The 24,485-nt window shown below is 67.4% G+C and carries 21 protein-coding genes and 1 pseudogene; 13 read left to right on the forward strand and 9 right to left on the reverse strand.

Translation table 11 applies throughout. The features are described from left to right. Positions 1-71: 71 nt before the first annotated feature. Positions 72-497: a DUF3151 domain-containing protein gene (locus INT51_RS08300; protein WP_193104829.1), complete on the reverse strand. Its 426-nt coding sequence runs from the start codon at positions 495-497 to the stop codon at positions 72-74. A 55-nt stretch (positions 498-552) separates the two neighbouring features. Here INT51_RS08300 and INT51_RS08305 point away from each other — a divergent pair, with 55 nt between their 5' ends. Next, positions 553-2,154 (forward strand): phosphotransferase, encoded by a 1,602-nt coding sequence (locus tag INT51_RS08305; protein ID WP_193104830.1) that lies wholly within the window; start codon positions 553-555, stop codon positions 2,152-2,154. Between the two features lie 50 nt (positions 2,155-2,204). Next, positions 2,205-2,630: a D-aminoacyl-tRNA deacylase gene (dtd, locus tag INT51_RS08310; protein ID WP_193104831.1), complete on the forward strand. Its 426-nt coding sequence runs from the start codon at positions 2,205-2,207 to the stop codon at positions 2,628-2,630. Here dtd and INT51_RS08315 read toward each other — a convergent pair whose 3' ends face one another. Continuing rightward, positions 2,631-3,323, reverse strand: coding sequence for an HAD hydrolase-like protein (locus INT51_RS08315; RefSeq protein ID WP_193104832.1), 693 nt, complete (start codon positions 3,321-3,323; stop codon positions 2,631-2,633). 106 nt (positions 3,324-3,429) lie between these two features. Between INT51_RS08315 and INT51_RS08320 the strand changes: the two genes are divergently transcribed. The 4 genes and pseudogenes from INT51_RS08320 to INT51_RS08335 all read left to right on the forward strand — a co-directional run bounded on the left by INT51_RS08320 (position 3,430) and on the right by INT51_RS08335 (position 7,829). Then, positions 3,430-4,176 (forward strand): phosphoglyceromutase, encoded by a 747-nt coding sequence (locus tag INT51_RS08320; RefSeq protein WP_193104833.1) that lies wholly within the window; start codon positions 3,430-3,432, stop codon positions 4,174-4,176. 238 nt (positions 4,177-4,414) lie between these two features. Continuing rightward, positions 4,415-6,679: an AAA family ATPase gene (locus INT51_RS08325; protein WP_193104834.1), complete on the forward strand. Its 2,265-nt coding sequence runs from the start codon at positions 4,415-4,417 to the stop codon at positions 6,677-6,679. A gap of 108 nt (positions 6,680-6,787) precedes the next feature. After that, positions 6,788-6,916 (forward strand): annotated as a pseudogene (locus tag INT51_RS08330) (phosphoglyceromutase); the annotation flags it as partial. A gap of 286 nt (positions 6,917-7,202) precedes the next feature. Continuing rightward, positions 7,203-7,829, forward strand: coding sequence for a C39 family peptidase (locus INT51_RS08335; RefSeq protein ID WP_193104835.1), 627 nt, complete (start codon positions 7,203-7,205; stop codon positions 7,827-7,829). A 3-nt stretch (positions 7,830-7,832) separates the two neighbouring features. Here the strand turns inward: INT51_RS08335 and INT51_RS08340 are convergent, their stop codons facing one another. Continuing rightward, positions 7,833-9,458: a helicase HerA-like domain-containing protein gene (locus INT51_RS08340; RefSeq protein WP_193104836.1), complete on the reverse strand. Its 1,626-nt coding sequence runs from the start codon at positions 9,456-9,458 to the stop codon at positions 7,833-7,835. Positions 9,459-9,568: 110 nt separating this feature from the next. On the opposite strand from INT51_RS08340, the gene INT51_RS08345 reads away from it, so the two are divergent. Then, the gene (locus INT51_RS08345) at positions 9,569-10,573 is read left to right on the forward strand and encodes an acyltransferase domain-containing protein (protein ID WP_193104837.1); all 1,005 of its coding nucleotides are present in this window, start codon (positions 9,569-9,571) and stop codon (positions 10,571-10,573) included. A gap of 19 nt (positions 10,574-10,592) precedes the next feature. Here the strand turns inward: INT51_RS08345 and INT51_RS08350 are convergent, their stop codons facing one another. Beyond that, a complete protein-coding gene (locus INT51_RS08350; protein ID WP_304502121.1) occupies positions 10,593-11,246 on the reverse strand; it encodes a TetR/AcrR family transcriptional regulator in 654 nt (217 codons plus the stop codon). A gap of 176 nt (positions 11,247-11,422) precedes the next feature. Between INT51_RS08350 and INT51_RS08355 the strand changes: the two genes are divergently transcribed. Both INT51_RS08355 and INT51_RS08360 read left to right on the forward strand, forming a co-directional pair. Continuing rightward, entirely contained in the window at positions 11,423-13,174 is a 1,752-nt protein-coding gene (locus INT51_RS08355) for an MDR family MFS transporter (RefSeq protein WP_193104839.1), read from the forward strand. Positions 13,175-13,248: 74 nt separating this feature from the next. Further along, positions 13,249-14,343, forward strand: a complete 1,095-nt coding sequence (locus INT51_RS08360; RefSeq protein ID WP_193104840.1) for a GNAT family N-acetyltransferase — start codon at positions 13,249-13,251, stop codon at positions 14,341-14,343. A 188-nt stretch (positions 14,344-14,531) separates the two neighbouring features. On the opposite strand, the gene guaA is transcribed toward INT51_RS08360, so the two are convergent. The 3 genes from guaA to INT51_RS08375 all read right to left on the reverse strand — a co-directional run bounded on the left by guaA (position 14,532) and on the right by INT51_RS08375 (position 17,607). Beyond that, positions 14,532-16,127 (reverse strand): glutamine-hydrolyzing GMP synthase, encoded by a 1,596-nt coding sequence (gene guaA / locus INT51_RS08365; RefSeq protein ID WP_193104841.1) that lies wholly within the window; start codon positions 16,125-16,127, stop codon positions 14,532-14,534. Positions 16,128-16,278: 151 nt separating this feature from the next. Beyond that, on the reverse strand, positions 16,279-16,692 hold the full coding sequence (locus tag INT51_RS08370; RefSeq protein WP_193104842.1) for a DUF3817 domain-containing protein: 414 nt from the start codon (positions 16,690-16,692) through the stop codon (positions 16,279-16,281). Between the two features lie 3 nt (positions 16,693-16,695). Further along, positions 16,696-17,607, reverse strand: a complete 912-nt coding sequence (locus tag INT51_RS08375) for an SURF1 family protein (protein WP_193104843.1) — start codon at positions 17,605-17,607, stop codon at positions 16,696-16,698. Between the two features lie 70 nt (positions 17,608-17,677). Between INT51_RS08375 and pta the strand changes: the two genes are divergently transcribed. From pta to INT51_RS08390, 3 genes are all read left to right on the forward strand, one after another. Then, positions 17,678-19,789: a phosphate acetyltransferase gene (gene pta / locus INT51_RS08380; RefSeq protein ID WP_193104844.1), complete on the forward strand. Its 2,112-nt coding sequence runs from the start codon at positions 17,678-17,680 to the stop codon at positions 19,787-19,789. A 54-nt stretch (positions 19,790-19,843) separates the two neighbouring features. After that, complete coding sequence (locus INT51_RS08385) at positions 19,844-21,067, forward strand: acetate kinase (RefSeq protein ID WP_193104845.1); 1,224 nt, start codon at positions 19,844-19,846, stop codon at positions 21,065-21,067. 152 nt (positions 21,068-21,219) lie between these two features. Then, the gene (locus INT51_RS08390; protein ID WP_193104846.1) at positions 21,220-21,771 is read left to right on the forward strand and encodes a hypothetical protein; all 552 of its coding nucleotides are present in this window, start codon (positions 21,220-21,222) and stop codon (positions 21,769-21,771) included. A 139-nt stretch (positions 21,772-21,910) separates the two neighbouring features. Here INT51_RS08390 and INT51_RS08395 read toward each other — a convergent pair whose 3' ends face one another. Continuing rightward, positions 21,911-23,020 (reverse strand): GuaB3 family IMP dehydrogenase-related protein, encoded by a 1,110-nt coding sequence (locus INT51_RS08395; protein WP_193104847.1) that lies wholly within the window; start codon positions 23,018-23,020, stop codon positions 21,911-21,913. Between the two features lie 56 nt (positions 23,021-23,076). Here INT51_RS08395 and INT51_RS08400 point away from each other — a divergent pair, with 56 nt between their 5' ends. Further along, complete coding sequence (locus tag INT51_RS08400) at positions 23,077-23,628, forward strand: hypothetical protein (RefSeq protein ID WP_193104848.1); 552 nt, start codon at positions 23,077-23,079, stop codon at positions 23,626-23,628. A 20-nt stretch (positions 23,629-23,648) separates the two neighbouring features. Here INT51_RS08400 and INT51_RS08405 read toward each other — a convergent pair whose 3' ends face one another. Continuing rightward, complete coding sequence (locus tag INT51_RS08405) at positions 23,649-24,356, reverse strand: exonuclease domain-containing protein (RefSeq protein WP_193104849.1); 708 nt, start codon at positions 24,354-24,356, stop codon at positions 23,649-23,651. Between the last annotated feature and the right edge of the window lie 129 nt (positions 24,357-24,485).

Raw genomic sequence — 24,485 nt, forward strand, 5'->3', positions numbered from 1 at the left:
GGGGCGCGGACGGTGAGGTGCGCCATGCCGACGCGCTGGACGCATCCGGGCCCAGCAGGAAGGGACGGGTCTCAGCCCAGCAGGGTGGGATCCGCCTCGCGCAGGAACTCGGTCACACGATCCGCTTCGGCCTGGTCGCCCAGACGGCGGGAGGTCTCCCCCAGCATCGCCAAGGCCCTCAGGAATCCGCGGTTGGGCGCATGGGAGGCAGGGATCGGCCCCTGACCTCGCCAACCGGCCTTGCGCAGCGCATCGAGACCGCGGTGGTACCCGGTGCGGGCGAAGGCGTAGGCGGAGACTTCGTCGCCGTCGGTGAGCGCATCTTGGGCGAGAGCCGCCCAGACCATCGGGGACTCCGGGTGCCGGGCGGCGATCTCGCGCGGCTCCCCGTCGGCGAGCTCGGAGGTCACCTGGACATCGATGAAATCGTCGGGAAGTCGGGTCTCCGGAATGCCCAGGAGGTTCCCGCTGGTGAGGTTATCGGTACGATCAGCCATGCACGCATCGTAGGCGTTGGCGCCTGATGACCCCCGGACCAGTGAGAAACCATCCATGTCACACACGCAGGACGGCTCGGAGCTGCTCACCGGCCCCGGCGCAGGAGGCCTGCTCCGCTCCGCCGTCGGCAACTCCGGCGGCGTGCTGCACAGCTGGCAGCTGGATCACGTCGATCATCGGCCCGGTCGCAGCACGAAAGCGCTCTACCGCACCATGGTCTCGTGGCCCGAGCTCGATGGTCCGCAGGCCCCGGCGCGCGAGGAGCTCTTCGGCGCGAGCGCCCATATCGGCGAGCGCGAGAAGAACCTCTACGTCGCCGAGCAGACCCTGGTCATGACCGACGGCGACATCAACGTGCGCGTGTGGCGCTACCCCCACGACCCCTGGCTGCCGATGCTTCCGCTGGTCTGCTATCCGGACGTCGTCGGCCGCACCCTGCAGGACCTGGGTGTTTCCCTGGCACCGACGGACCCCGCGGAGCCGATCGCGATCGACGTCGTCTCCTACCGGCCCGGTCGCCGCGCGGTGCTGCGGGCGAGCCAGGGCGATCGAGCTGTGTACCTCAAGGTCATGCAGCCTCATCGCAGCACGGAGATCGTCGAGCGTCATCAGCGTCTCCTGGCGGCCGGGGTCCCGGTCCCTGCGGTCAAGGCGCATCACAACGGGCTGGTGGTGCTCGAGGAGCTGCCGGGCCGCCCGCTGGCCCGCGCGGTCATCGACGAGGGAGTCGCGGCCTGCACCGCCGAGGACCTGGTGGCGCTGCTGGACCGCCTGCCCGCCTCCATGTACACCCTGCCGCTGCGCCCGCCGTGGACCGACTCCGTGGAGTTCTACGCCGGGATCGTGAGCTCCTCGGTGCCCGCGCTGGGTCCCCGACTGGACGCGCTCGTGCGCACCATCCGTGACGGTCTGGCTGCCCTCGAGCAACGTATGGACATGCGTGCCCATGACGTGGTCCACGGCGACTTCTACGAGGCCCAGGTCTTCGTCCAGCACGGCAAGGTGGTGGGCCTGCTCGATATCGACACGGTGGGCCCGGGCCGCAGGGCCGACGACCTCGCCTGCCTGCTCGCCCATCTCAGCGTGCTCGCCGACTACGGCAACGCCGGGCGCATCGACCGCGCCATGCAGGTGCGCGTCGAGGAGGCGATCCATACCTGGCACACGACGTTCGCGGACCGGGTCGACCCCACCGAGCTCGCCCTGCGTTCCGCGGGTGTGGTGCTCTCCCTCGCCACCGGCCCCCATCGCCAGCAGGAGGCGTCCTGGGAGGCGGCCACCGAGGCGATCGTGCGCGTCGCCGAGGAGTGGGTCTCCCGAGCTCGCCAGGCCGAGTCCCGCCGCCTCGCCGGCGCGACGTCGTCGACCCAGGAGGCACCGGGGCAGCAGGCTCCCCCTCAGCAGTCCGCACCCGTTCCGCCCTCCCCGCCCGTCCCCGCGCCCGCTCAGCAGTCCGCACCTGCTCAGTACTCCGCACCGCTCCAGCCGCCGACTCCCCAGTTCGCGTCTCCTGAGCCCTCCACCACCCCACGGCAGTCGCCGCCGGCGACTGAATCGGCCCCGCTCCCAGGGCGGTCCAACGGTGCCGAAGACGTCCACAGCGGCGACGACTCCCCCACCCAGGAACGACGGATCGACTCGATCCTGCCCAGCTGACCGTCGCCACCGACTCCGGTCCCCGTCGCCCCCTGTGCCACCATCGGGGCATGCGAGCAGTGCTGCAGAAGGTCGACGGCGCCCAGGTCGAGGTCGACGGCGAGATGATCGGTGCGGTCGAGGGCGAAGGGCTCCTGGCGCTGGTCGGGGTCACCCACGGCGACGGGCCGGAGCAGGTCGCCACGATTGCTCGCAAGATCTGTGAACTGCGGATCCTCGACGCAGAGCGCTCGGCGCTCGATGTCGGCGCCCAGGTCCTGGTCGTCTCCCAGTTCACGCTGTACGCCGATGTCCGCAAGGGACGCAGACCCTCCTGGAGCTCCGCAGCCCCGGCCGCGGTCGCCGAGCCGCTCGTGGAGCAGGTCGTGGTGGCGATCCGCGAGCGCGGCGTGCACGTCGCCACCGGCAGCTTCGGAGCACACATGCGCGTGGGGCTGGTCAACGACGGACCAGTCACGATCCTCCTCGAAGCCTGATCAGCCCAGCAGCATCTCCGTGAGCTCCTGGACCGTGCGCGCGAGCGGCAGACCGGATTCGCTCTCGACCTCCCCGCCGTAGCCCCAGCCCACCAGCACGGCCGGCAGACCGTGCTCCGCGGCGCCCGCGGCGTCGTGCAGGCGGTCCCCGACCATCACCGCGGGCGGTGCGCCCGCGGTATCGTCCGCGTCCACGCCCACGCCCAGTCGCTCCAGAACACTCCCGATGACCGCCGCCTTGTCCTCACGGCCGATGGCCCGATCCGTGCCGCCGATCAGGGCGAATTCACGGTCCAGGCCCTGATGGGAGAGCAGTCGGCGAGCGCTCGACTCGGGCTTGTTCGTCGCGACCGCGACGGTGCGGCCCGCTGAGGTCAGCGCGCTGACCAGGGACGGGATCCCCGCGTAGGGAGCTGCGGAGAGCAGGCCGTGCTGCTGGTAGTGCGCGGTGTATGCCAGACGCAGCTCCTCGGACCGCTCCGGGCTCAACCCCAGCGTGCCCTGGAACGAATCCGCCAGCGGTGGGCCGATGAAGGTGCGCAGCACAGAAGCAGGAGGGAGCGGCTCGCCGCACCGGGCGAACGCGTGCGCCAGGCCGTCGAGGATCCCCGGCCCGGAATCGACGATCGTGCCGTCCAGGTCCAGGAGAACGACGGGGATGTCGGTGAGGCGGGCGCCGTCGTGTGCGGTCATGGGCCAGACAATATCGGCGCGTCCATCGAGTCTGCGCCATCGCCCGCGAGCGCCTGCCGGATGGGCACGACATGCGCGTCCCAGCGGCCCCGCGTACGCTTGCCCCATGACGTACACACTCGTGCTGCTCCGCCATGGCGAGAGCGATTGGAATGCAAAGAACCTGTTCACCGGCTGGGTCGACGTGGCCCTGACCGAGAAGGGCCGCCAGGAAGCCCTCGAAGGAGGCGACCTCCTGAAGGAGGCCGGCATCCTTCCCGATGTCGTGCACACCTCCCTCCAGCGTCGCGCGATCATGACGGCGAACCTCTCCCTGGACACCGCGGATCGCCACTGGATCCCCGTCAAGCGCGACTGGCGCCTGAATGAGCGCCACTACGGCGCCCTGCAGGGAATGAACAAGTCCGAGATCCGTGAGAAGTACGGCGAGGAGAAGTTCATGGCGTGGCGCCGCTCCTACGACACCCCTCCGCCGGAGATCGAGTTCGGGACCGAGTTCAGCCAGGACCAGGACCCGCAGTACGCGGACCTCGGCGAGCAGCTGCCCAAGGCCGAGTGCCTCAAGGACGTCGTCGAGCGCTTCCTGCCGTACTGGGAGAAGGGCATCAAGCCCGACCTCGCCGACGGCAAGGTCGTCCTGGTCGCCGCCCACGGCAACTCGCTGCGCGCGCTGGTGAAGTACCTCGACGGCATCTCCGATGACGCGATCTCCGGGCTGAACATCCCCACCGGCCAGCCGCTGGTGTACGAGCTGGACGAGAGCTTCCAGCCCGTCGAGAAGGGTGGCCGCTACCTCGACCCGGTCGCCGCGAAGGCGGCCGCCGAAGCCGTCGCCAATCAGGGCAAGAAGTGATCTGAACTCCCGCGATCAAGTTCACGATAGGAAGGCCCGCGACCAAATAGCTCGCGGGCCTTTTCGCACCCCAAAGAGAATCTTCCTCGCACAACGCCGAGCGCCCATCTCAGGACACCCGACACACCGGGCTCGATCCACACGCACCGTATTCAGGCGATACTAAGCGCAAGCCCCGCAACGACACAGCGACCGGTCGCCCTACACCATGAAACCGGCACAACCTTGAGGAGACCCCATGCTCGTGGAACTCAATTTAGGCAACCTTGCCGCATATGACTCCGCAGCGCGCATAGCTGACCTTGCTATCATAAACTTCATTTTTGGATCAAACGGCTCCGGAAAGACGTCAATCACTAAAGCAATTGACACTTCCGACGACCAATTGGGGTCAACACTGAAATGGCTTGACCCTGCAGACACTTTTGAAGCATGCATCTATAATCGCGAATACGTCACAAGCATACTGCACTCCTCGACCACTATTCCTGGAGTGTTCGCCCTCGGCGGCGACTCTGCGCGCGCACTTGAACGGATTGATCAGCTCTCTTCAGAAAATGGCGAGATTGCGAAAGCAGAAAAGAAGGTCGAAGGCTTAAGGGGATCCCTTTCAGGAACCGACAAGAAACCCGGTCCAGAGACCCGGCTAAACGCCGCCCGCACAACCTTCGACGAGGATGCATGGAAGGTTCGGCAGTCACTATCGCCACAGATCACGGGTCTATTAACAGGGAGTGTCGGAACGAAAAAGCTTTTCGCCGAAAGGGCGATACGCGAACTCTCAAGGATTAACCCATCCCCAAAGAGCTCCAGCAAGGTAGACGAAGGCCATCCGTCGAACACCGGCGAGGGTTCCTTCAGAACTTCCCTTCAAGCGTTAAGTCAAGCAGTTGATGAGCTCGAAAACGATGACACCTCATTGTCCGATGTTGTACCGAGCATTGATTCATGCAAGCTCGAAGATCACCCCTCCAGAGGGCTAGTCTCGACTCCAATTGTCTCAACGGCGGACACTCCACTGGCGCGCGGACTCCGATCAAATGGGAGTATCGATTGGGCAGTCCAAGGCGTCGACTATTTAACCGAACACAACGAGTGTCCGATGTGTCTTCGCGAACTCTCCGACCCCCTTCGAGATGCAATACTGGGCCTATCAGATGCTCAATATAGTTCCGAACTCGAGCAGTTATCCTCTTTTGAAGAGTTTGCAACTAGAAAGCTCGTCGGTCTCGAGCTGCAAATCCAATCAAGCCGTGCAATATTACCAGAAACCGTTCAATCATTGGCCGCATTTGAAGCCGTTGAGCGATCTGCCACCGCAATTCGAGAGAAGATTTCAGAGAAACTTCACGCCCCTGCGGCAGCTGTGGACTTGCCAAATATCGATACAGCAATATCTGCACTCAATGAGATCGTCCGCACGGAGAATAATGCCCGCAATGAGCTTCGCACCAAGCGGGAGTCACACAAGGAGACTCGCAGGAAGTACGCTAACGAAGCTTGGGAGCTAATATCTCACGCACTTGCAGGACAAGCGCAGGCCTTTAGTGCTTTGGAAACTGAACTCGAACAGCAAATCAGCGAACAGCAAGGGCGGATCAATGAAGCGTTGGACTCTGTCGTCGCACTAAAACAAGAACTCTCCGATGCAACAAGCAGTATACGAACTCATCGACCATGGATGGATACTGTCAATGAACTTCTTGAGAACGTCGGCTTCAGAACTTTCCGTTTCGACGAATCTGACGTCGTTGAAGGTGCTTACACAATCGTTCGAGCCGACGGTTCGGCCGCGAACAATACTTTGAGCGAAGGGGAGCGGACCTTTGTGAGCTTCATGTACTACGTGAGTTCGCTGAGTTCCGTCAGAGAGGGCGGTGAGGGTCGGAAGCAGATCGCCATAATCGACGACCCCATCGCAAGTCTCGATAGCGATGTCATGTTTGTAGTTTCGGCACTTATTAAGAGGCTGATGTTAGATATCCACAAGAGTCGCGTTAATGTGGGTCAGCTATTACTCCTCACCCATAATATACACTTCCTAAAAGAGGTCTCGTACGCCCGACGCGGTGAAGAGTCTGCCGAGCGAGCTTTCTACGTTCTCAATAAGACTTCCACAGGAACCAAGGTGTCCGCGCGCGGACATTCCAATCCGGTAGAGGTGGAGTACGTTCGTCTCTGGAGGCAAATTGGCAACTGGCGTGACTCACACGACTCTAATACCGGATTGCAGAATGCAATGCGCCGCGTTATCGAATTCTACTTTCAGACCATCGGCAGGGTTGATGAGAGGTCGCTCCTTGCGGGATTCTCGGGCGATGAAGCAATCGTCGCCAAGTCCTTTTTTAGCTGGATAAACGAGGGTTCCCATTCGCTTTTCGATGGCCTGCATTTCGCCCCGACTTCAGCAACTCCGGACCAGTACTTCAAGGTGTTCGAAGAAGTCTTTGACAAATCCGGACACAGGGGACACTTCGCAATGATGTCTGCGGATTGGAGCTGATATTTCTCGTCACTCTCAGCCCGATCTACACAACAGTACGTTCATCATTTGAATGCTTGCATTAACCCTTCAGTGGTGTCTAAAATTTCCCATAGGGTTATTGTTGGCCCCACCGGCCAGCCGCTGGCGTACGAGCCGGACGAGGACTTCCAGCCCGTCGAGAAGGGTGGCCGCTGCCTCGACCCGGTCGCTGCGAAGGCCGCCGCCGAGGCCGTCGCGAACCAGGGCAAGAAGTAATCCTCCCCGTTCTCAAGAACCGGTGACCCTACGGGCTCACGATCTCAGCAGATCGTGGGCCCGTCGTCCGTCTCCTGTGCGCCGGCCGATGCACACCGGGACGGGTCCGGACGGTTACGGTCGCAGCCAGGCGGTCCAAGCGGTCCAGGCAGTCCGTGTGGAGGCGGGCCAGGTGACCGATCGGTCTTCCCTTCCGGGCCGCCGTCTCATAGCGTCGTGGTGCCGGTCACATCCGGCAGATCCGCAGCACGACGCACCGTGACGACGCACAGGGAAAGGGCTACCAATGACCATCTCCGCACCTGACCGCCGAACTTTCTTCCGCGCTCTCGGGCTCACCGCAGCCGCCGGGCTCGGCACAGCCGCGCTCGCCCCCGCCGCTACAGCCGCGGGTGAGAAGGTGCTGCCGACGACCTACCGGGAGCAGCCGAACTTCTTCTACTGCGGGCCCACCGCTGTCTCCATCGCCCTGAGCGCGAAGGTGACGCCGCCGAGCTTGGACACGCTCGCCGCGGAGCTCGGCACCACTGACAACGGCACGAACTTCGGCGCCGTCTCCCCCGTGCTCACGAACCGCCTGGCCGGGGCCACCTATCGCGATCAGTGGATGGATGCCTCCACGGCGAGCACCACCGATGCGGACCTCCTGTGGGATCGCGCCACCACCAATGTCGACGACGGCTTCGCCACGGTGTGCAACTGGTGGGTGGTCGCCGGGGAGTACCCGAACTGGGGCGGGAACACGTCGGACATCTACCATTTCGTGACGATCGACGGGTACGACGCCGACGCCCGCACCCTGCGCGTGGCGGATCCGGCCGGATCGACCCTCACCGCGTCCCTCCCGTCCCATCACTGGCTCTCGCCGAAGCAGGTCGCGACGTACTGCGCGGGACGCGGCTACTTCTGGTGAGCCTCAGCGGCGGCGCTTCGTGCCGAACAGGCCGCGGGTGATCTCGCGCCCCAGCACCGTGCCGGCGGAGCGGATGAACGACTTCACCGCAGGATTGCCGAACAGCCCTGAATCCTTCGCCTCCGAGCGAGAGGACTTCTTCGTCCCCGAGGACTTCGACGCGGCGGGTGCGTCGGCCGCGCTCCCCTCGGCCTCATCGGCCGCCGCCGCCTCCTTCTCGGCCCGGGCGGCGAGGATCTCGTAGGCGGACTCGCGATCCACCGGAGTCCCGTACCGCTCGGTCAGCGGTGACGTCTCCACCGCGGCGGAGATGATCTCTGTCCCGGCCGGGTCCATGGAGGATTCCGGAGCCCGCACCGCGGTGATCGCGACCGGTGTGGGCGCGCCGTTCTCGCTCATGACGGTCACGATCGCCTCGCCGGTGCCGAGCGCCGGGATCACCTCGACCAGATCGTGCTCGCTGGTCGGGAAGGTGGAGGCGGTGGCCTTGAGCGCCTTCGCATCATCGGGGGTGAAGGCGCGCAGCGCATGCTGGACCCGGTTGCCGAGCTGGGCGAGCACGTCGCCGGGGATGTCCTTCGGGGTCTGGGTGATGAAGAAGATGCCCACGCCCTTGGAGCGGATCAGGCGGACGGTCTGGACCACCTGGTCCAGGAACGCCTTGGAGGCGTCCTTGAACAGCAGGTGCGCCTCGTCGAGGAAGAACACCAGCTTCGGGACCTCGGCGTCGCCGACCTCCGGGAGATCCTGGTACAGCTCGGCGAGCATCCACATCATGAAGGTGGAGAACAGTGCGGGCCGCGAGGCGACTCCCGGCAGTTCGAGGCAGGAGATGATCCCGGTGCCGTCCTCGGCTTTGCGCAGCAGCTGCTCGGTATCGAAGGCCGGTTCCCCGAAGAAGACGTCCGCCCCGGAGGCCTCGAACGAGGACAGGCTGCGAAGGATGACGCCCGCGGTGGAGGTGGAGATGCCGCCGATTCCCTTGAGCTCGTCCTTGCCCTCGTCGGAGGTGAGGAACTGGATCAGCGCACGCAGATCCTTGAGGTCCAGCAGTCCGAGGCCCTGGGTGTCGGCGTAGTGGAAGATCAGGCCCAGCGAGCTCTCCTGGGTCTCGTTGAGCTCGAGCACCTTGGCCATCAGCACCGGCCCGAAGTCACTGACCGTGGTCCGGATCGGCACGCCCTCGCCCTGCCCGCCGAGGGTGAAGAACTCGGTGGGGGCTGCGCGCGAGACCCACTCCTGGCCGCGAGCTGCGGCGCGCGTGGTCAGCTTCTCCGATTCGGCGCCCGGCACGGCGATCCCGGAGAGGTCCCCCTTCATATCGGCGACGAACACGGAGGCCCCGGCGTGCGCCGCCTGCTCAGCGATGACCTGCAGGGTGCGGGTCTTGCCGGTGCCGGTGGCACCGGCGATCAGGCCGTGCCGATTCAGCATGCCGACCGCCAGGTTCACGGCGACAGCGGCGTTGGGCTCCTCGCCCTCGAGCAGGGCTCCGAGGTGGATGCGCTGGCCGTCGAAGGCGTAGGCCTCACGCACCGCGAGAGCCGACTCGCTCAGTTCCGTAGGCGTCACGGTCTCCTGCTCGCTCGCGGCCGGGGCGGGACTCTGCTCGTGATCCTGGGTGCTCATCCTGATGCTCCTCCTGCGTCGGCACGGGCCGACGGGTTCGTGGTCTCGACCCTGAGATCGTAGCGGTCCAGATCACAGTCGGTGCGCGCTCAGCGGTACTGTGTCTGCCCATGACCGATCGCCGTGATGCGCGCCCCCAGTTCCTCGGCGATCCGCCGACCTCCGTCCTCGCCTCCGATGACCTCTCGGTCGATGCGGTCGCCGCGATGCTGACCGCGCCGTCGGCCGCGGGCCTGCTCGAGAAGCTGGGGATCAGCGGGCAGGACCAGGAGGATCTCGCTCCCCTGCTGCCGCAGGCGGCGTCGGATCCGGAGATCCTCGCGGAGGTCACCCGCACCGCGAACCTGCTGCGCGCAGGCGCCGGTCTCGAGGTCCCCACCGTGGAACTCGAATCTCTCACCTCGCAGCACGCGGCCCTTGCGCAACGGCTCGCCCCGGGCGAGGGACTGATCGCGATCCTCGCGCTCGTCGTGAGCACGAGCACGGTGCGCGCCTGGCACGAGGCCCGCGGGCTGAGCGTCGAGCAGTCCTGGGAGGTCCTGGCCGATCTCGGCCAGCAGATGCGGGTGCACCGACTCAGCTCCGGGCGCCTGGGCCTGCACCAGCTGGGCTGGATGGCGTTGAACTGGTGCGGCCGGTTGGTGCACCTGGGGCGCCTGCAGTTCGACCTGCATCGCACCGGCACCGGGACCGGCCAGGAGCGTTGGGTGGTCGGGACCCACATCCCCGCCCGCGGCCCGCTGACGCCGACGGCGGTCGAGGACTCCTTCGTCCGTGCCACCGAGTACTTCACCACGCACTTCGCGGACCTCGATGCAGATCGTCCGGAGGGGGCGGCCCGCTTCGGTCACGAGTTCCTCTGCGACTCCTGGCTCATGAATCCCGTGCTCGTCCAGGAGCTCGGCGCAGGCTCCAACATCGGAGCCTTCGTGGACCGCTGGGAGATCTTGTCGACCACTCCCGGAGCGGATGGGGCAGCTTTCTTCGTCTTCCACCGCAGACCGCCGTACGACGCCGCGGCGCTGCCGCGCACCACCCGTCTGGAGCGCACGGTCGCCGAGCGACTGGCCGACGGACGTGGCTGGGAGAACGGCCTCGGTCGCCTGGTGCGGTGAAGCACCTCCGACGTCCCGTTCAGGCCTCGATGAGACCCGAGTCGTAGAGGTCGACGACCTCGTCGAAGGCGGTGATCAGATCGATCCCCTCCGACATCGACAGGGCGAAGGCGCTGCGGGTGAGGGCGAACCCGACCTGCACCGCGATGACCGCGAGGGTCCCGGCCTGCTCCCCCTCCAGATGCTCGGCGAGGACCTCGACCATCTCGGTCTGGACCTCGATGAGCTTCCCGGAGGAGATCGAGTGCAGCCGCGGCTCCTTGGCCATCACCTGCTTCTTGAGCTCACGCAGGTCGGAATCCGACGGGATCGCGGTCAGAGCTTCGCGCAGCACGGTGCGCATCGCTTCCCGCGGGGAGCTGACCTCGAGCTGGATGCGCAGCGACTCGGAGATCTCGAACGATTCGCCCATGATGATCCCGAGGACCGCGGCGTCCTTCGTGCTCCAGTGGTTGAAGAACGTCCGGGTCGAGACGCCCGCGCGCCGGGCGATCATCTCCACCGTCACGTGGACGAAGCCGTGCTCGGCGACCAGCTCGAGCGCGGCCCGATGCATGGCGATCCGGGTCTGACGCTTCTTCTGCTCGCGCAAACCCAGCCCGTCGTCGCAGGCGCCACCGGCGGCGGCAGAATCCGGGTCCGGGCCCGCGGCGGAGATCTGTGTGTCAGTCACAGGCTCCATGCTAGGTCCGCGAGATCACAGAATCTGCACTCGATGCAATAGTGCAGTCAATGCAACAGTTGGCTAGGATAGTCAGGTCGAGGCTCAACGAGGCGCTGCGGCCGTCGGACGAGTTCTTCCCGCCCGAGAACCTCCGTCATCCGCCCCCATCCTCCCCGAGGAGCTCCATGAGCACGTCATCGACTACTGCGGCAGCAACCGGCTCCGCTGCTGCCACACCCGCCTCCGCCTCCGACCCTCAGGCGTTCACCGGCTTGGACCGCCAGGGCAAGCTCGTCTTCGTCGGCCTCATGCTCGGCATGTTCGTCGCCTCGATGTCGCAGACCATCGTCGGCCCCGCCATGCCGCGCATCGTGGCCGAGCTCGGCGGCGTCGAGCACTACAGCTGGATCGCGACCGCGGCGATGCTGGTCTCCGCCGTCGCGGTGCCCATCGTCGGCAAGCTCTCCGATCTCTACGGACGTCGCTGGTTCTACCTGGGCGGCCTCGCTGTCTTCATGATCGGCTCGATCCTGGCCGGGATGGCGCAGGGCTTCTGGTTCCTGGTGTTCGCACGCGCCGTCCAGGGCCTGGGAATGGGCACCCTGATGCCGCTGAGCCAGACGATCATCGGCGACATCATCCCGCCCCGTCAGCGCGGCAAGTACCAGGGCATGATGGGCGCCGTCTTCGGCGTGAGCTCGGTGGTCGGTCCCCTCCTGGGCGGCACCATCACCGACAACTTCGGCTGGCGCTGGCTGTTCTACCTGATGCTCCCCGTGGGCGTCGTCGCCTTCGCCTTCATCCTGCGGTTCCTGCACCTGAGCACCGAGAACCAGCACGGCAAGGTCGATATCCTCGGCATGCTCACCCTGACCCCGGGCATGGTCATCGCGCTGCTCGCCACGACGTGGGGCGGCGGCGACTACGCGTGGTCCTCCCCCGTCATCATCGGGATGTACGCGGTCGCTGCCCTGTTCCTCACCGCTTTCGTGATCATCGAGACCAAGGTCGCCGAGCCGCTGCTGCCGATGCACCTGCTGCTGCGCCCGATCGTGGCGCTGTCGGTGGCCGCCTCCTTCGCGATCGCCGTCGCCATGTTCGGTGCGATCATCTACATCCCCGTCTACGCCCAGGGCGTCATGGGCGTCTCCGCCACGAACTCCGGTGCGATCCTGATCCCGCTGTCGGTGGCGATGATCGCCACCTCGATCCTGGTGGGCCTGCTCATCTCGAAGACCGGGCATTACAAGGGGTTCCTGGTGCTGGGCGGCGTCGTGCTGGTGGCCGGATACTGGCTGCTCTCGCGCATGCAGTACGGCGACTCCCAGCTGGAGCTCACCGTGGCGATGATCGTCATCGGGTTGGGAATCGGACTGTCGATGCAGGTGTACACGCTGGTGGTCCAGAACGTCGTCGCACAGCGCGAACTGGGTGTGGCGACCGCCGCCATCCAGTTCTTCCGCAACATCGGCTCGACCATCGGCACCGCCGTTCTCGGCACCGTCATGACCTCGCAGATGGGCACGGCTATCGCAGCCCAGATCGAGTCGCTGCCGGCCGAGCAGCTGGCGGCGCTCCAGCAGCCCGGTGGGGACCTCGACTCCTCGGGGCTCGAGGCCGCAGTGCTCGACCCGGCCGCGCTCGAGCAGCTCCCCTCCTTCCTCGTGGCCCCGATCCGCATGGGCATGGGTGAGGCGATGCACGTGGTGTTCCTGACCGCGGTGCCGTTCGTGCTCATCGCCCTGGTGCTCTCACTGTTCATCAAGCAGGTGCCCCTGCGCGAGACCCTGCACACGGCCGACGAGGCTGCTGCGCAGCCCAGCGCGGAGGCTTCCGCAGAGCTCGGGGGCACCGGCGAGGGCGAGGCGATCGACCGCGCGGAGGACAGGTCAGGAACGGAGTCCGACGGGGATCTCGTGCGGTCCGCGGACCGCTGATTCGCCACTGCTTCCCATCTCTCTTTTCTCGCACTGCCCGGTTCTTCTCCCCTACCGCGTGGCACCATGATCGGGTGCTTCTCATCGATCACTTCCCGCCCACGATCCCCGTGACCCTGGTCGGCCACCTGACCACCCGGTTGCCTGTGGAGTCCGACGTCGAGCCTCTTGCCGCGCTGATCACCGCGGACATCCGGCGGCATACTGCGGACGGGGTGGCAGATGTCGCCGGGCTGCGCTCGCGCATGGTGGGTCTGAAGTCCTGGTCGCGCCGCCAGGTGGTGGTCGTTCCGGCCGCCCCCGATGGTTCCCCCACCCTCGACCGGGCTCCGGTCGCCTGGACGGCGCTGGAGGATCGCGCCGCAGGCCGCACCAACGTGCAGTTCGTCGTCGGCCAGGAGGTCCCGGAGCGCGATGCCCTCGTCGCCTCGCTGCTGGACTGGGCCGTCGAGGTCGCCGGGTCCTTCGCCCGCCACCGCGGCCTGGGGAGCACGCAGCTCTCCGCAGATGCCCACGAGCTGGACACCGACCGCGGGCTCCTGCTCGGCGCCGCGGGGTACGACATGGTGCGCACCTGGCTGCACATGCGCCGCCCAGTCACCGTCGAGGAGGCGACCTCGACCCCCGCGCCGCGCGAGGGAACGCGGGTGCGCCCCGTGCACCGGCACGAGTCGGGCCTCCCGGTCGCGCAGGACGTCCGCACCGTGCACCGGATGCTCGAGGAGTCCTTCGCCGACCACTTCAACTCCTACCGGGAATCCTTCGCCGAGTTCGTCCAGCGCCTCATCGAGAGCCCGGACGAGGCCGCGTGGGATCATTGGTGGATCGCCGAGATCAAGCATGGGGACAGGTGGCTTCCCGCCGGCGGGCTGGTCGCGGCCAGGATGCCGGCCACGCCCACCCTCGGGGAGGGCACGTATCTCGAGTATCTGGGTGTGCACCGCGCCGCGCGTGGGCACGGCATCGCGAAGTCCCTGCTGCGTGCCGCGACCCGAGACGCCGCCGAGCGTGGCCGCACCCACGTGGACCTCGAGGTGGACGCCGACTCCCCCACCGGCGCCGACGGTCTGTACGGCTCGATGGGCTGGGAGGCCTACGAGCGCACCCAGTCCTGGCACTCCTTCGCCCCCGCGCACCCCTCACGACTCCTCGAGCCCCCACCGGCCTGACGCTGCCGCTCCGCGCCCCGCGGTCCCGCGCCCGGCGCCTCGCGCCGAGCGCCCGGCACCCGCACCCGCGCCCGCGCCCGCGCCCGCGCCCGGCACCCGCAGAAATGTGAGCTGGGGACCGATGTTTCGCAGAACATCGGTCCCCAGCTCACAAAAGCATGACGTGCCCCGCCGTCACACCCGCTCGATCATTCCCACTCGATGGTCCCCGGCGGCTTGCTCGTGATGTCGAGGGTCACGCGATTGATCTCGTTGACCTCGTTGGTGATGCGGGTCGAGATGCGGCTGAGCACGTCGTAGGGCACCTTGGCCCAGTCGGCGGTCATGGCGTCGTCGCTGGTGACGGGGCGCAGCACGACGGGGTGGCCGTAGGTGCGGCCGTCTCCCTGCACTCCCACCGAGCGCACCTCGGCCAGCAGCACGACCGGGCACTGCCAGATGTCGCGGTCCAGGCCTGCCGCGGTCAGCTCGGCGCGCGCGATCGCATCAGCCTGTCGCAGGAGATCCAACCGTTCCTTGGTGACCTCGCCGATGATGCGGATGCCGAGGCCGGGGCCCGGGAAGGGCTGACGCCAGACGATCTCGTCCGGCAGGCCGAGCTCGGAGCCGACGGCCCGGACCTCATCCTTGAACAGGGCACGCAGCGGCTCGACCAGCTCGAAGGAGAGATCCTCGGGCAGCCCGCCCACGTTGTGGTGGCTCTTGATATTGGCCGCGCCCTCGCCGCCGCCGGACTCGACCACGTCCGGGTACAGAGTGCCCTGGACGAGGAACGTGCTGGAGGCAGTGGCCGATCCGTCGCCCGCGATGACGCCCTGCTCGCGCAGGATGTCCTCCTGCGCCTTCTCGAAGGTGCGGATGAACTCGCGACCGATGATCTTGCGCTTCTGCTCGGGATCGGCGACACCGGCGAGCGCGGTGAGGAACTGCTCCTCGGCGTCGACGACGATCAGCTTCGCCCCACCGGTGGATTCGCCGAAGGTCTTCTCGATCTGCGCGGACTCGTCCTGGCGCATGAGTCCGTGATCGACGTAGACGCAGGTGAGCCGGTCACCGATGGCCCGCTGCACGATCGCCGCCGCGACGGCGGAATCGACGCCGCCGCTCAGGGCGCAGATCGCGGTGCCCTCGCCCACCTGGGCACGGATCCGCTCGACCTGCTCCTCGATGACGCTGCCGGTGGTCCAGGAGGGCTCGATGCCGGCGCCCCGGTGCAGGAAGTTCTCGAGCACCTCCTGGCCGCGGTCGGAGTGGCCCACCTCGGGGTGCCACTGCACACCGTAGAGCTGCTTCTCGACGTTCTCGAACGCGGCGACCGGGCTCGCGGCAGAGGTCGCGATGGTCTCGAAGCCCTCGGGGGCGGCCGTCACGGAGTCACCGTGGCTCATCCACACGTTCTGGTCGACGTCCTGAGCACTCAGCAGCTGCGAGGAGGCATCCAGTGCTTCGAGACGGGTGGCGCCGTACTCGCGCACGCCCGTCGGGGCGACGGTGCCGTTCAGGGCCGCGGCCATCGACTGGAAGCCGTAGCAGAGCCCGAGCACGGGGATCCCGGCCTGGAGCATCGCCGGGTCAAGGCGTGGCGCACCCTCGGCGTAGACGGAGCTGGGCCCCCCGGAGAGGATGATCGCGCGCGGCTTCTTGGCAAGGATCTTCTCCACCGACATCGTGTGGGGCACGACCTCGGAGTAGACCCGTGCCTCGCGGACACGTCGAGCGATGAGCTGGGCGTATTGCGCTCCGAAGTCGACGACGAGGACTGGGCGCTGGTCGGTGTCGGTCACCTGGCCGAGTCTACGGGCGCGCGCCGCCCGACGGCGTCACCGTCCGGCCGATAGCGGCGCAATCCTCATCACGCCCGAGGGGCACGACCGCGCTCCGAGACGTCCGTCTGCGCCGCGGCGCCGCAACCCCGGCTCCGCTCCCGCGCCGAGGTCACTCCCCGCGGTCTGACCCGGCCTTGTCCTGCAGCGTCGGCCGACGCTGCAGATCCGATTCCACCGACTGATGGGTCCACCGCTCGCCGAAGAAGGAGAGGACGGGGATCACGCCGAAGAACATGAGCAGCACCATGCGAGGCAGGCCCCACCGCATCTTCACCCACAGGTCGAAGCCGAGGATCACGTAGATCATGTAGATCAGGCCGTGGATCGGGGACCAGATCTCGGAGATCTGGGTCCACGTCTCGGAGGTGGTGGTGAAGAGCGCATCGCCGCCGAACACCACGTACCGCATGACCATGATCGCGACCAGCACGAGCAGGGCGATGCCCTCCACGATGGAGGCCACACGGAAGCGGGCGAAGGACGTCCTGATGGCGACTTCGTCCAGGGGGCGAGGGGTGGGCACGGGTCACACGTCCTTTTCGGGGGTCGAACCGGCCTGCACGGAAGCCGGGGAGGAAGAAGCGGCGACGGCCGTCAGGCCGGAATCGTCGGCAGGATGCACAGTATCGTCGTCAGGTCGGGCAGTGCCCTCGGCGGGTCCGGGCCCCTCCAGGGACTCCTGCATCGCCTCGCGGCGCTCTGCGAGCTCGTCGAGATGGGCGGTGCGCACGGAGCGCCACCACAGGTAGAGGAAGAAGCCGCCGAACAGCACCCACTGCAGGGAGTAGCCGATGTTCTGCCAGTCCAGGCCCTTGGAGAATTCTGACTGCGCCTCCGGCATCGGCTCCAATGCGCCGGTCGGATCGACCTGGGCGAGATAGCCGGAGTACATCGGCGAGCCCCACACGTTGACCAGCAGAGTGGTGGCGATCTCGCCGGCGATGCCGCCATCGATGCCGCCGGCGGCGGACTCGCTCGCCTCCAAGCGACCGGAGACCTCGACCTCGCCGCTCGGCAGCGGTGGGGCGAGCGCGGGGTCGAGCTCGCCGTCGGGTCCGGTGATCTCGTCGGCCGGAACCCAGCCGCGCGCCACCGGCAAACGGGCCTCGGTGCCGTCCTCGAGATCGAGGTGCAGGGAGGCCACGATGATCACTGCCTCCTCGCCGTCGATCAACCGTCCCGGGACGATGATCTGCTCGTCCGCGGCGTACTGTCCTGTCGCGGTCACGATGTCGCCGACGACCGCGTTCGTGACAGGGTCACCGATGCCGACCACGTCCCGGATGTCGCCGAGCTGCTCCGCCCCCGCGGCCTTGTCGGCGAGCGCGTGGTGCGCACGCTCCCACTGCCAGGTGGCGAGCAATCCGCACACGATCGTCGCCACGACCATCAGGGCGAGCAGCCCGAGGAAGTGGGGACGGAGTGCGACGCGGAGCATAGGACCCATCGTACGAGTCCCACCTGGGACCACCCGATGAGCGACGTGTCACCCGAGGCGCCCCACCTCTATGCTGAGGGACGTGACTCAGAGTGTGTATATCGCCAGTCCGGAGGGAATGACCGGGAAGTCCATGGTGGCTTTCGGTCTGCTCGAAGCCCTCGCCTCCCGATCCGACCGCGTCGGGGTCTACCGCCCCGTCGTCAAGGCAGATCACGCCCGCGACTACGCGGTCGATCTGCTCACCAGCCACCCCGCCGTCGACCAGGACTACGACGATGCCATCGGGGTCGATCACCAACTGCTGCTGTCGGACCCGGATACCGCTCATGAGCGCATCCTCAGCCGCCACCGCGACCTCGCCGAGCGCTACTCGATGCTCGTCGTGCTCGGCAGCGACTACGACGACCTCGCCAACCCGACGGAGATGGCGTTCAACGCCGAGGTCGCCGCGAACATGGGCGCCCCGGTCGTCCTCGTCCTGTCGGGTCTTGACCGCAGCCCGGACCAGATCGCGGCCCTCGCCGCGGTGTCCGTCAGCGAGTTCAGCGCCCACCACGCCGCCCCGATCGCAGTCGTCGTCAACCGCGCCGAGATCGAGTCCCTCGACGCGATCGAGGCCGCCGTCGCCCCGAGGGCCCCCGGGGTGCTGGTCGCCGTGATCCCGGAGAACCCCGTGATCATGGCACCCACCGTGCAGGAGGTGAAGGACGCGGTGGACGGCAGCCTGCTGCAGGGCAACCCGGAGTGGATGGACCGCGTCTCCATCGGCACCGTCATCGCCGCGATGAGCCTGCCCAACGTGCTCAGCCGGCTCACCGAGAACTGCACCGTGATCGCCCCCGGCGACCGGTACGACCTGCTGCCGGGGCTGATCATGGCCCAGCAGTCGGGCACCTTCCCGTCGCTGTCCTCGATCGTGCTGACCGGCGGCTACGACGTCCCCGAGGAGGTTCTTCGCCTCATCACCGGTGTCCAGCAGGACCTCCCGATCATCGCCTCCGATCTGTCGACCTTCGACACCGCCGTGAGGGTCGACCGCACTCGGGGCCGTCTCCGAGCCGGCAGCGGCCAGAAGATGGATGCCGCTCGTCGTGCGGTCGCCGAGCACCTGCCCACCTCCGAGGTGCTCGCCGCGCTCGAGGTCAGCCGCAGCGAGGTCGTCACCCCGATGATGTTCGAGTTCGAACTGCTCGCCCGCGCTCGCGGCGAGAAGAAGACCATCGTGCTGCCCGAGGGAGATGAGCCCCGCATCCTCGCGGCAGCAGAAGCGATCCTCGCGCGCGGCGTCGCGGACCTGATCCTGCTGGGCGAGGAGAACCAGATCCGTGCCAAGGCCTCGCAGCTCGGCCACGACATCTCCGAGGCAAGGATCGTCTCCCCGCAGGACCCCGAGCACCTGGAGCGGTACGCCACGGAGTACGCCCGGCTGCGCGCGAAGAAGGGGGTCACCCTCGACCAGGCGCGCGCCACCATCCAGGACGTCTCCTACTTCGGCACCATGATGGTGCAGATGGGCGAGGCCGACGGGATGGTCTCCGGGGCGGCCCATTCCACGGCCCACACGATCCGGCCGTCCTTCGAGATCATCAAGACGAAGCCCGGCGCCCAGATCGTCTCCTCGGTGTTCCTGATGGCGCTGGAGGATCGGGTGCTGGTCTACGGCGACTGCGCTGTGAATCCCGATCCCACGGCCGTGCAACTGGCCGACATCGCCGCGCAGTCCGCCGCGACGGCCGAGCAGTTCGGCATCGCCCCGCGGATCGCGATGCTGTCCTACTCGACCGGCACCTCGGGCACCGGGGCCGACGTCGACAAGGTCCGCGAAGCCACCGAGATCGTCCGCTCCGCGAATCCTGGGCTCGACGTCGAGGGCCCGATCCAGTACGACGCGGCGGTGGACGCCTCGGTGGCCAAGACCAAGCTCCCGGATTCCTCGGTCGCCGGCCGCGCCACCGTGTTCGTGTTCCCGGACCTCAACACCGGCAACAACACGTACAAGGCGGTGCAGCGCTCGGCCGGGGCGATCGCCATCGGCCCGGTGCTTCAGGGTCTGAACAAGCCCGTCAACGATCTCTCCCGCGGCGCCCTCGTGGACGACATCATCAACACCGTCGTCATCACGGCGATCCAGGCCCAAGCAGAATCGGCGCGCCTCGCCGACTCCGCTGCCGAGAACTGACCTCGAGAACTCACCTCGAGAACTGACAGAACCGTCCAGGAGCTGATCCACCTCATGACCGATATCGCCTCGGACGCCCGCGTCCTCGTCATCAACTCGGGATCCTCGTCGCTGAAGTTCCAGCTCGTGGTCCCCTCCGACGGCACCGTCGATGCCGTCGGCATCGTCGAGCGGGTCGGCCAGGACCAGGGCACCGCGACGATCAGCGCGGGCGAGAAGGAGTCCTCCTTCGAGGGGTCGGTCCCCGACCACGGCGCCGCGATGAAGATCGTGGAGAAGCTGTTCGGCGAGGTCGATCTCTCCTTGGCCGACGACCGGATCCGCGCCGTCGGACACCGCGTGGTGCAGGGCGGGGCTCGCTACTCCGAGCCCGTCCTCATCGACGAGCAGGTGCGTTGGGACATCCAGGACCTCGGCAAGCTCGCCCCGCTGCACAACTATGCCGCCGTCGACGGGATCGACGGGGCGAAGGCACTGCTGCCCGACGTTCCGCACGTCGCGGTCTTCGACACCGCCTTCTTCACAGGCCTGCCCGAAGCCGCTGCGAACTACGCGCTGAACCGGGAGATCGCCAAGGAGTACAAGGTGCGTCGCTACGGCGCCCACGGCACCAGCCACCAGTACGTCTCCCGCACGGTCTCGGAGCTGCTGGCTGCGCAGGGCAAGGACGTGGCGGACCTGCGCCAGATCGTCATGCATCTGGGCAACGGCGCCTCCGCCTCAGCGGTGCGCGGCGAGCTCGCGGTGGAGACCTCCATGGGGCTGACCCCGCTGGAGGGGCTGGTGATGGGCACCCGCACCGGTGACATCGACCCGACGATCTATCTGCATCTCCACCGACGAGCGGGCTTCGGCCCCGAGGAGATCGACGACATCCTCAACAAGCGCTCGGGCATGCAGGGCATGTGCGGGATGAGCGATTTCCGCGACATCACGGCGGCCGTCGAGGCGGGCGACGAGGCGGCGACGCTCGCGACGGACGTGTACGTGCACCGGCTGCGCAAGTACCTCGGCTCCTACACCTTCGTCCTCGGCGGGCTGGATGTCCTCACCTTCACCGCCGGCATCGGCGAGAACGTGCCGATGGTGCGCGAGCGGCTGCTCAGCGGCCTCGAGGAGCTGGGCATCGAGTTGGACCTCGAGGCGAACGCGGCCCGCAGCAAGGAGGCCCGCGTGATCTCGACGCCCGCTTCGAGGACCCTGGTGATGATCGTGCCGACGAACGAGGAACTCTCGATCGCGCAGCAGGCCGCCGAGGTAGCACGCACCGCAGCCTGACCCCGGTTCCCTGGCCCCGACCCGCGCTTCGCCGCGCCGGGAGGGACATTCAGCGGTGGAGTGCCGTCCCATGGGCAGTCCTCCCCATGGGACATCGGTCCTGGTCGCCGTACTCTGCTGGGGACAAGTTGTTGCATTTTCAGGGGGAACACATGAATTACCAGACGTCCTACGGGTACCTGCCGCCGCCGCGCAAGCGCCGCGGGATCAAGCGTCTCGTCTTCGGGATCCTGGGCATCATCGCGAACGCCATCGGACTGTTCGTCATGCCGCTGGTCGCGGGGTTCATCGCCCTGATGATCGCCGGGGTCGGTTCCATGGAACTGACACCTCTGGACCCCGACCAGGCACGCTTCGAAGGTTCCGCGATGAAGGCCTATTCCATCGCCGTGCCCCAGGAGGACCTCGAGACAGTGACCTGCGAGATCGACGGCACGAGCATCAGCGTCGAGCCGGGTGATTCGGAAGTCGCGTCCGGACAGGTCGACGGAGTCGACTACTACGACGTCTACGAGATCACCGTCAACAGCAACCAGGAGGTCACGGTCGACTGCGAGGGAGCGAGCGCGGTCGCTCTCTGGGAGATGGGCATGGGGGGAACCCTCATCAGTCTCGGCATCGGCATCGTCCTGCCGCTGGCCCTAGGGCTCGTGGCCCTCGCGCTGACGATCTGGGGCACCATCGCCCTGATCCGCTCCTCCTGACGCGCAGACTCCCACCGGGAGCATCCCGGGGAGGCCGAACTGTTCGGTTCCCCTCGCTCACGTCCGCCGTCGCGTCCCGGGACGTTCGGGTAGCGTGATCGTCGCCTGCGGCAGAATCCCCGAGGCCGGGGAACCGACCTCAGGCGGTGGTGACGACCTCGACCCGCTGGAACTCCTTGAGGTCCAGGTATCCGGTGGTCGCCATGGCATGGCGCAGCGCTCCGACCAGGTTGGTGGTGCCGTCGGCCGCGAGCGACGGGCCGAACAGGATCTGCTCGAGAGGCGCGACCGTGCTGACGTCCACGCGGTGGCCCCGGGTGAGAGTCTGGTGATGGGCCTCACTGCCCCAGTGATGTCCATGGCCCGGCGCTTCCTCGGCGCGGGCGAGGGCCGCCCCCACCATCAGCCCGTCAGCACCGCAGGCGATCGCCTTGACCAGGTCGCCGGAGCGGCCGAGGCCGCCGTCGGCGATGACGTGGACGTAGCGGCCGCCGGATTCGTCCATGTAGTCGCGACGGGCGGCGGCCACGTCGGCCACCGCGCTCGCGAGCGGCACGGAGATGCCGAGCGTCTCCCTGGTGGTCTGCGAAGCACCGCCGCCGAAGCCGACCAGTACGCCCGCGGCGCCGGTGCGCATGAGGTGCAGGGCCGCGGTGTACGTCGCGCAGCCGCCGACGATGACGGGGACGTCCAGCTCGTAGATGAACCTCTTGAGGTTCAACGGCTCACGACCGGTCGAGACGTGCTCGGCGGAGACGGTGGTGCCGCGGATGAAGAACAGGTCCACGCCCGCATCCACCACGGTCTTCCAGTGCTCCTGCGTGCGCTGCGGGGACAGTGATCCGGCCGCGGTGACGCCGGCGTCGCGCAACTGCTGGATCCGGTCGCGGATCAGCTCGGGCTTGACCGGCTCCTCGTAGATCTCGCGCATGACCTGGACGACCTGGTCGTCTGAGGCGCCCGCGACCTGGTCGAACTGCGGCGTCGGGTCCTCGTAGCGGGTCCACAGCCCCTCGAGATCGAGCACGCCGAGCCCCCCGAGCTGACCGAGCTGGATCGCGGTCTCCGGGGACATCAGGGAGTCCATGGGAGCGGCGAAGATCGGGATCTCGAAGCGGTAGGCGTCCACCTGCCAGGCGGTGGAGACATCTTCGGGGTCACGCGTACGACGGGACGGCACCACCGCCACGTCGTCGAAGCTGTAGCTGCGGCGTCCCCGCTTGTTGCGGCCTATCTCGATCTCGCTCATCACAGGGGGAGTCTACCGTCGGGTTCCCGGTGCGCGGCCCGGGCTACCGTGAGTCGATGAGCTCCGATCGCGACACCGGTGCCGCACCCGATTCGACGCCGGGGACGGATGGTCCTCCCCCGCTCGATTCCGGCCCGACCCTGCTCTGGCCCTGCATCGTCGCAGCTGCCGGCCTGGTGCTGACGATCCTCGAGGTGGGACGCCTGGTGCAGCTCGCCCCCGCCGACGGCCAGGCCAGGCCCCTGAACGGCCTGATCCTCGCCGCGGCCCTCGCATGCGGCGGATTCTCGATGACGCGGCTGCTGCAGCTGATGGTCTTCGCCGGCTCCCGACGCACCCGGCACACCGCAGGCGTCGGAGCTCCGCGCCGCGAGGTCCCCTGGCAGCTGACCGACGTCCACTCCCTGCACGCTGTGTGGGTGATCGGGGTGGGCGCCTCGATCGCGCTCATGGGGCTGCTCGGGCTGTGGTCCCTCCTCGGCGGGCTCCCCTCGGGGCTCGAGCCCGGCTGGCCCTCGCTGCTGATCGGCGCCCTGGTGGCGCTCCTCGCACGCCTGGCCTGGCAGCGCACGACGGCGCGGTGGACGGCCTCGGGCGACGGGATCTGAGCAGACCCGATCGGAACCCCTCAGAGCGGCCAGGTGGTGGAGACGTCCGGCGTCTTGCCCTTCTTCTTCAGGAATTCGTTGAAGTTCTCCGCCCAGCTCCGGTGCCATCCGATCTGTTCGCGGTGAAGGTCCTCCAGCGAGGACGCGCCCACCTGCGGATGCGCGGCGACGATGGCACGCAGCACATCCAGGGTCGCGGAGACGTCGACGTCGGCCGTGTGCAGGCGCCCGTCCTGCTCGATCCCGTAGTGGGCGAGCATGTCCGTCAGGGTCCGCTTGCCCTTGCGGAAACGGTCCACACCACGGTCCACGACCAGCGGGTCGATCACGGGGGCGACGTCGTGACCGAGGCGCGAGGTGAGCGTGGGCAGACCCAGCCGGGTCAGTTCGTTCTCGAGGATAGCCAGGTCGAAGCTGCCGTTGAAGGCGACCAGCGGCACATCCTTGCCCAGGGACTCGGCGATCATCGAGGCGACCTCCTCGAGCGCGTCGGCAGCTTTCAGACCGTGGGCGCGGGCGTGGTCGGTGCTGATCCCGTGGACGCGCTGGGCGGGCTCGGGGATGTCCATCTCGGGATCGATCAGCCAGGTCGCGACGGTCTCGTGGTCGCGACCCGGGCCCACGGAGTGCACGAGGGCCACCGTCACGATCCGGTCGGTGGCCACGTTGGTGCCGGTGGTCTCGGTATCGAAGCCGAGCAGGGGTGCGTCGAGCCAGGTGCTGGTCATGCCCTCAGCGTATCGGCCGGGCCCGACGATCGTTCCTCCCCAGAGCACCCGCCGTGCTCCCGCGACCAGTCCCCCACCCGATCACCGCAGGGCGAGGACCAGTGCGACCTTGGGCACGGAATGAACGCG

It is taken from the genome of Brachybacterium sp. FME24 (genome assembly GCF_014897705.1).
Lineage (GTDB): Bacteria > Actinomycetota > Actinomycetes > Actinomycetales > Dermabacteraceae > Brachybacterium.

Excerpts from the sequence above, each read along its gene's own strand:
- INT51_RS08300 (WP_193104829.1), bottom strand. The coding sequence starts at position 497 with ATGGCTGATCGTACCGATAACCTCACCAGCGGGAACCTCCTGGGCATT.
- INT51_RS08305 (WP_193104830.1), top strand. The coding sequence starts at position 553 with ATGTCACACACGCAGGACGGCTCGGAGCTGCTCACCGGCCCCGGCGCA.
- dtd (WP_193104831.1), top strand. The coding sequence starts at position 2,205 with ATGCGAGCAGTGCTGCAGAAGGTCGACGGCGCCCAGGTCGAGGTCGAC.
- INT51_RS08315 (WP_193104832.1), bottom strand. The coding sequence starts at position 3,323 with ATGACCGCACACGACGGCGCCCGCCTCACCGACATCCCCGTCGTTCTC.
- INT51_RS08320 (WP_193104833.1), top strand. The coding sequence starts at position 3,430 with ATGACGTACACACTCGTGCTGCTCCGCCATGGCGAGAGCGATTGGAAT.
- INT51_RS08325 (WP_193104834.1), top strand. The coding sequence starts at position 4,415 with ATGCTCGTGGAACTCAATTTAGGCAACCTTGCCGCATATGACTCCGCA.
- INT51_RS08335 (WP_193104835.1), top strand. The coding sequence starts at position 7,203 with ATGACCATCTCCGCACCTGACCGCCGAACTTTCTTCCGCGCTCTCGGG.
- INT51_RS08340 (WP_193104836.1), bottom strand. The coding sequence starts at position 9,458 with ATGAGCACCCAGGATCACGAGCAGAGTCCCGCCCCGGCCGCGAGCGAG.
- INT51_RS08345 (WP_193104837.1), top strand. The coding sequence starts at position 9,569 with ATGACCGATCGCCGTGATGCGCGCCCCCAGTTCCTCGGCGATCCGCCG.
- INT51_RS08355 (WP_193104839.1), top strand. The coding sequence starts at position 11,423 with ATGAGCACGTCATCGACTACTGCGGCAGCAACCGGCTCCGCTGCTGCC.
- INT51_RS08375 (WP_193104843.1), bottom strand. The coding sequence starts at position 17,607 with ATGCTCCGCGTCGCACTCCGTCCCCACTTCCTCGGGCTGCTCGCCCTG.
- pta (WP_193104844.1), top strand. The coding sequence starts at position 17,678 with ATGCTGAGGGACGTGACTCAGAGTGTGTATATCGCCAGTCCGGAGGGA.
- INT51_RS08385 (WP_193104845.1), top strand. The coding sequence starts at position 19,844 with ATGACCGATATCGCCTCGGACGCCCGCGTCCTCGTCATCAACTCGGGA.
- INT51_RS08390 (WP_193104846.1), top strand. The coding sequence starts at position 21,220 with ATGAATTACCAGACGTCCTACGGGTACCTGCCGCCGCCGCGCAAGCGC.
- INT51_RS08395 (WP_193104847.1), bottom strand. The coding sequence starts at position 23,020 with ATGAGCGAGATCGAGATAGGCCGCAACAAGCGGGGACGCCGCAGCTAC.
- INT51_RS08400 (WP_193104848.1), top strand. The coding sequence starts at position 23,077 with ATGAGCTCCGATCGCGACACCGGTGCCGCACCCGATTCGACGCCGGGG.
- INT51_RS08405 (WP_193104849.1), bottom strand. The coding sequence starts at position 24,356 with ATGACCAGCACCTGGCTCGACGCACCCCTGCTCGGCTTCGATACCGAG.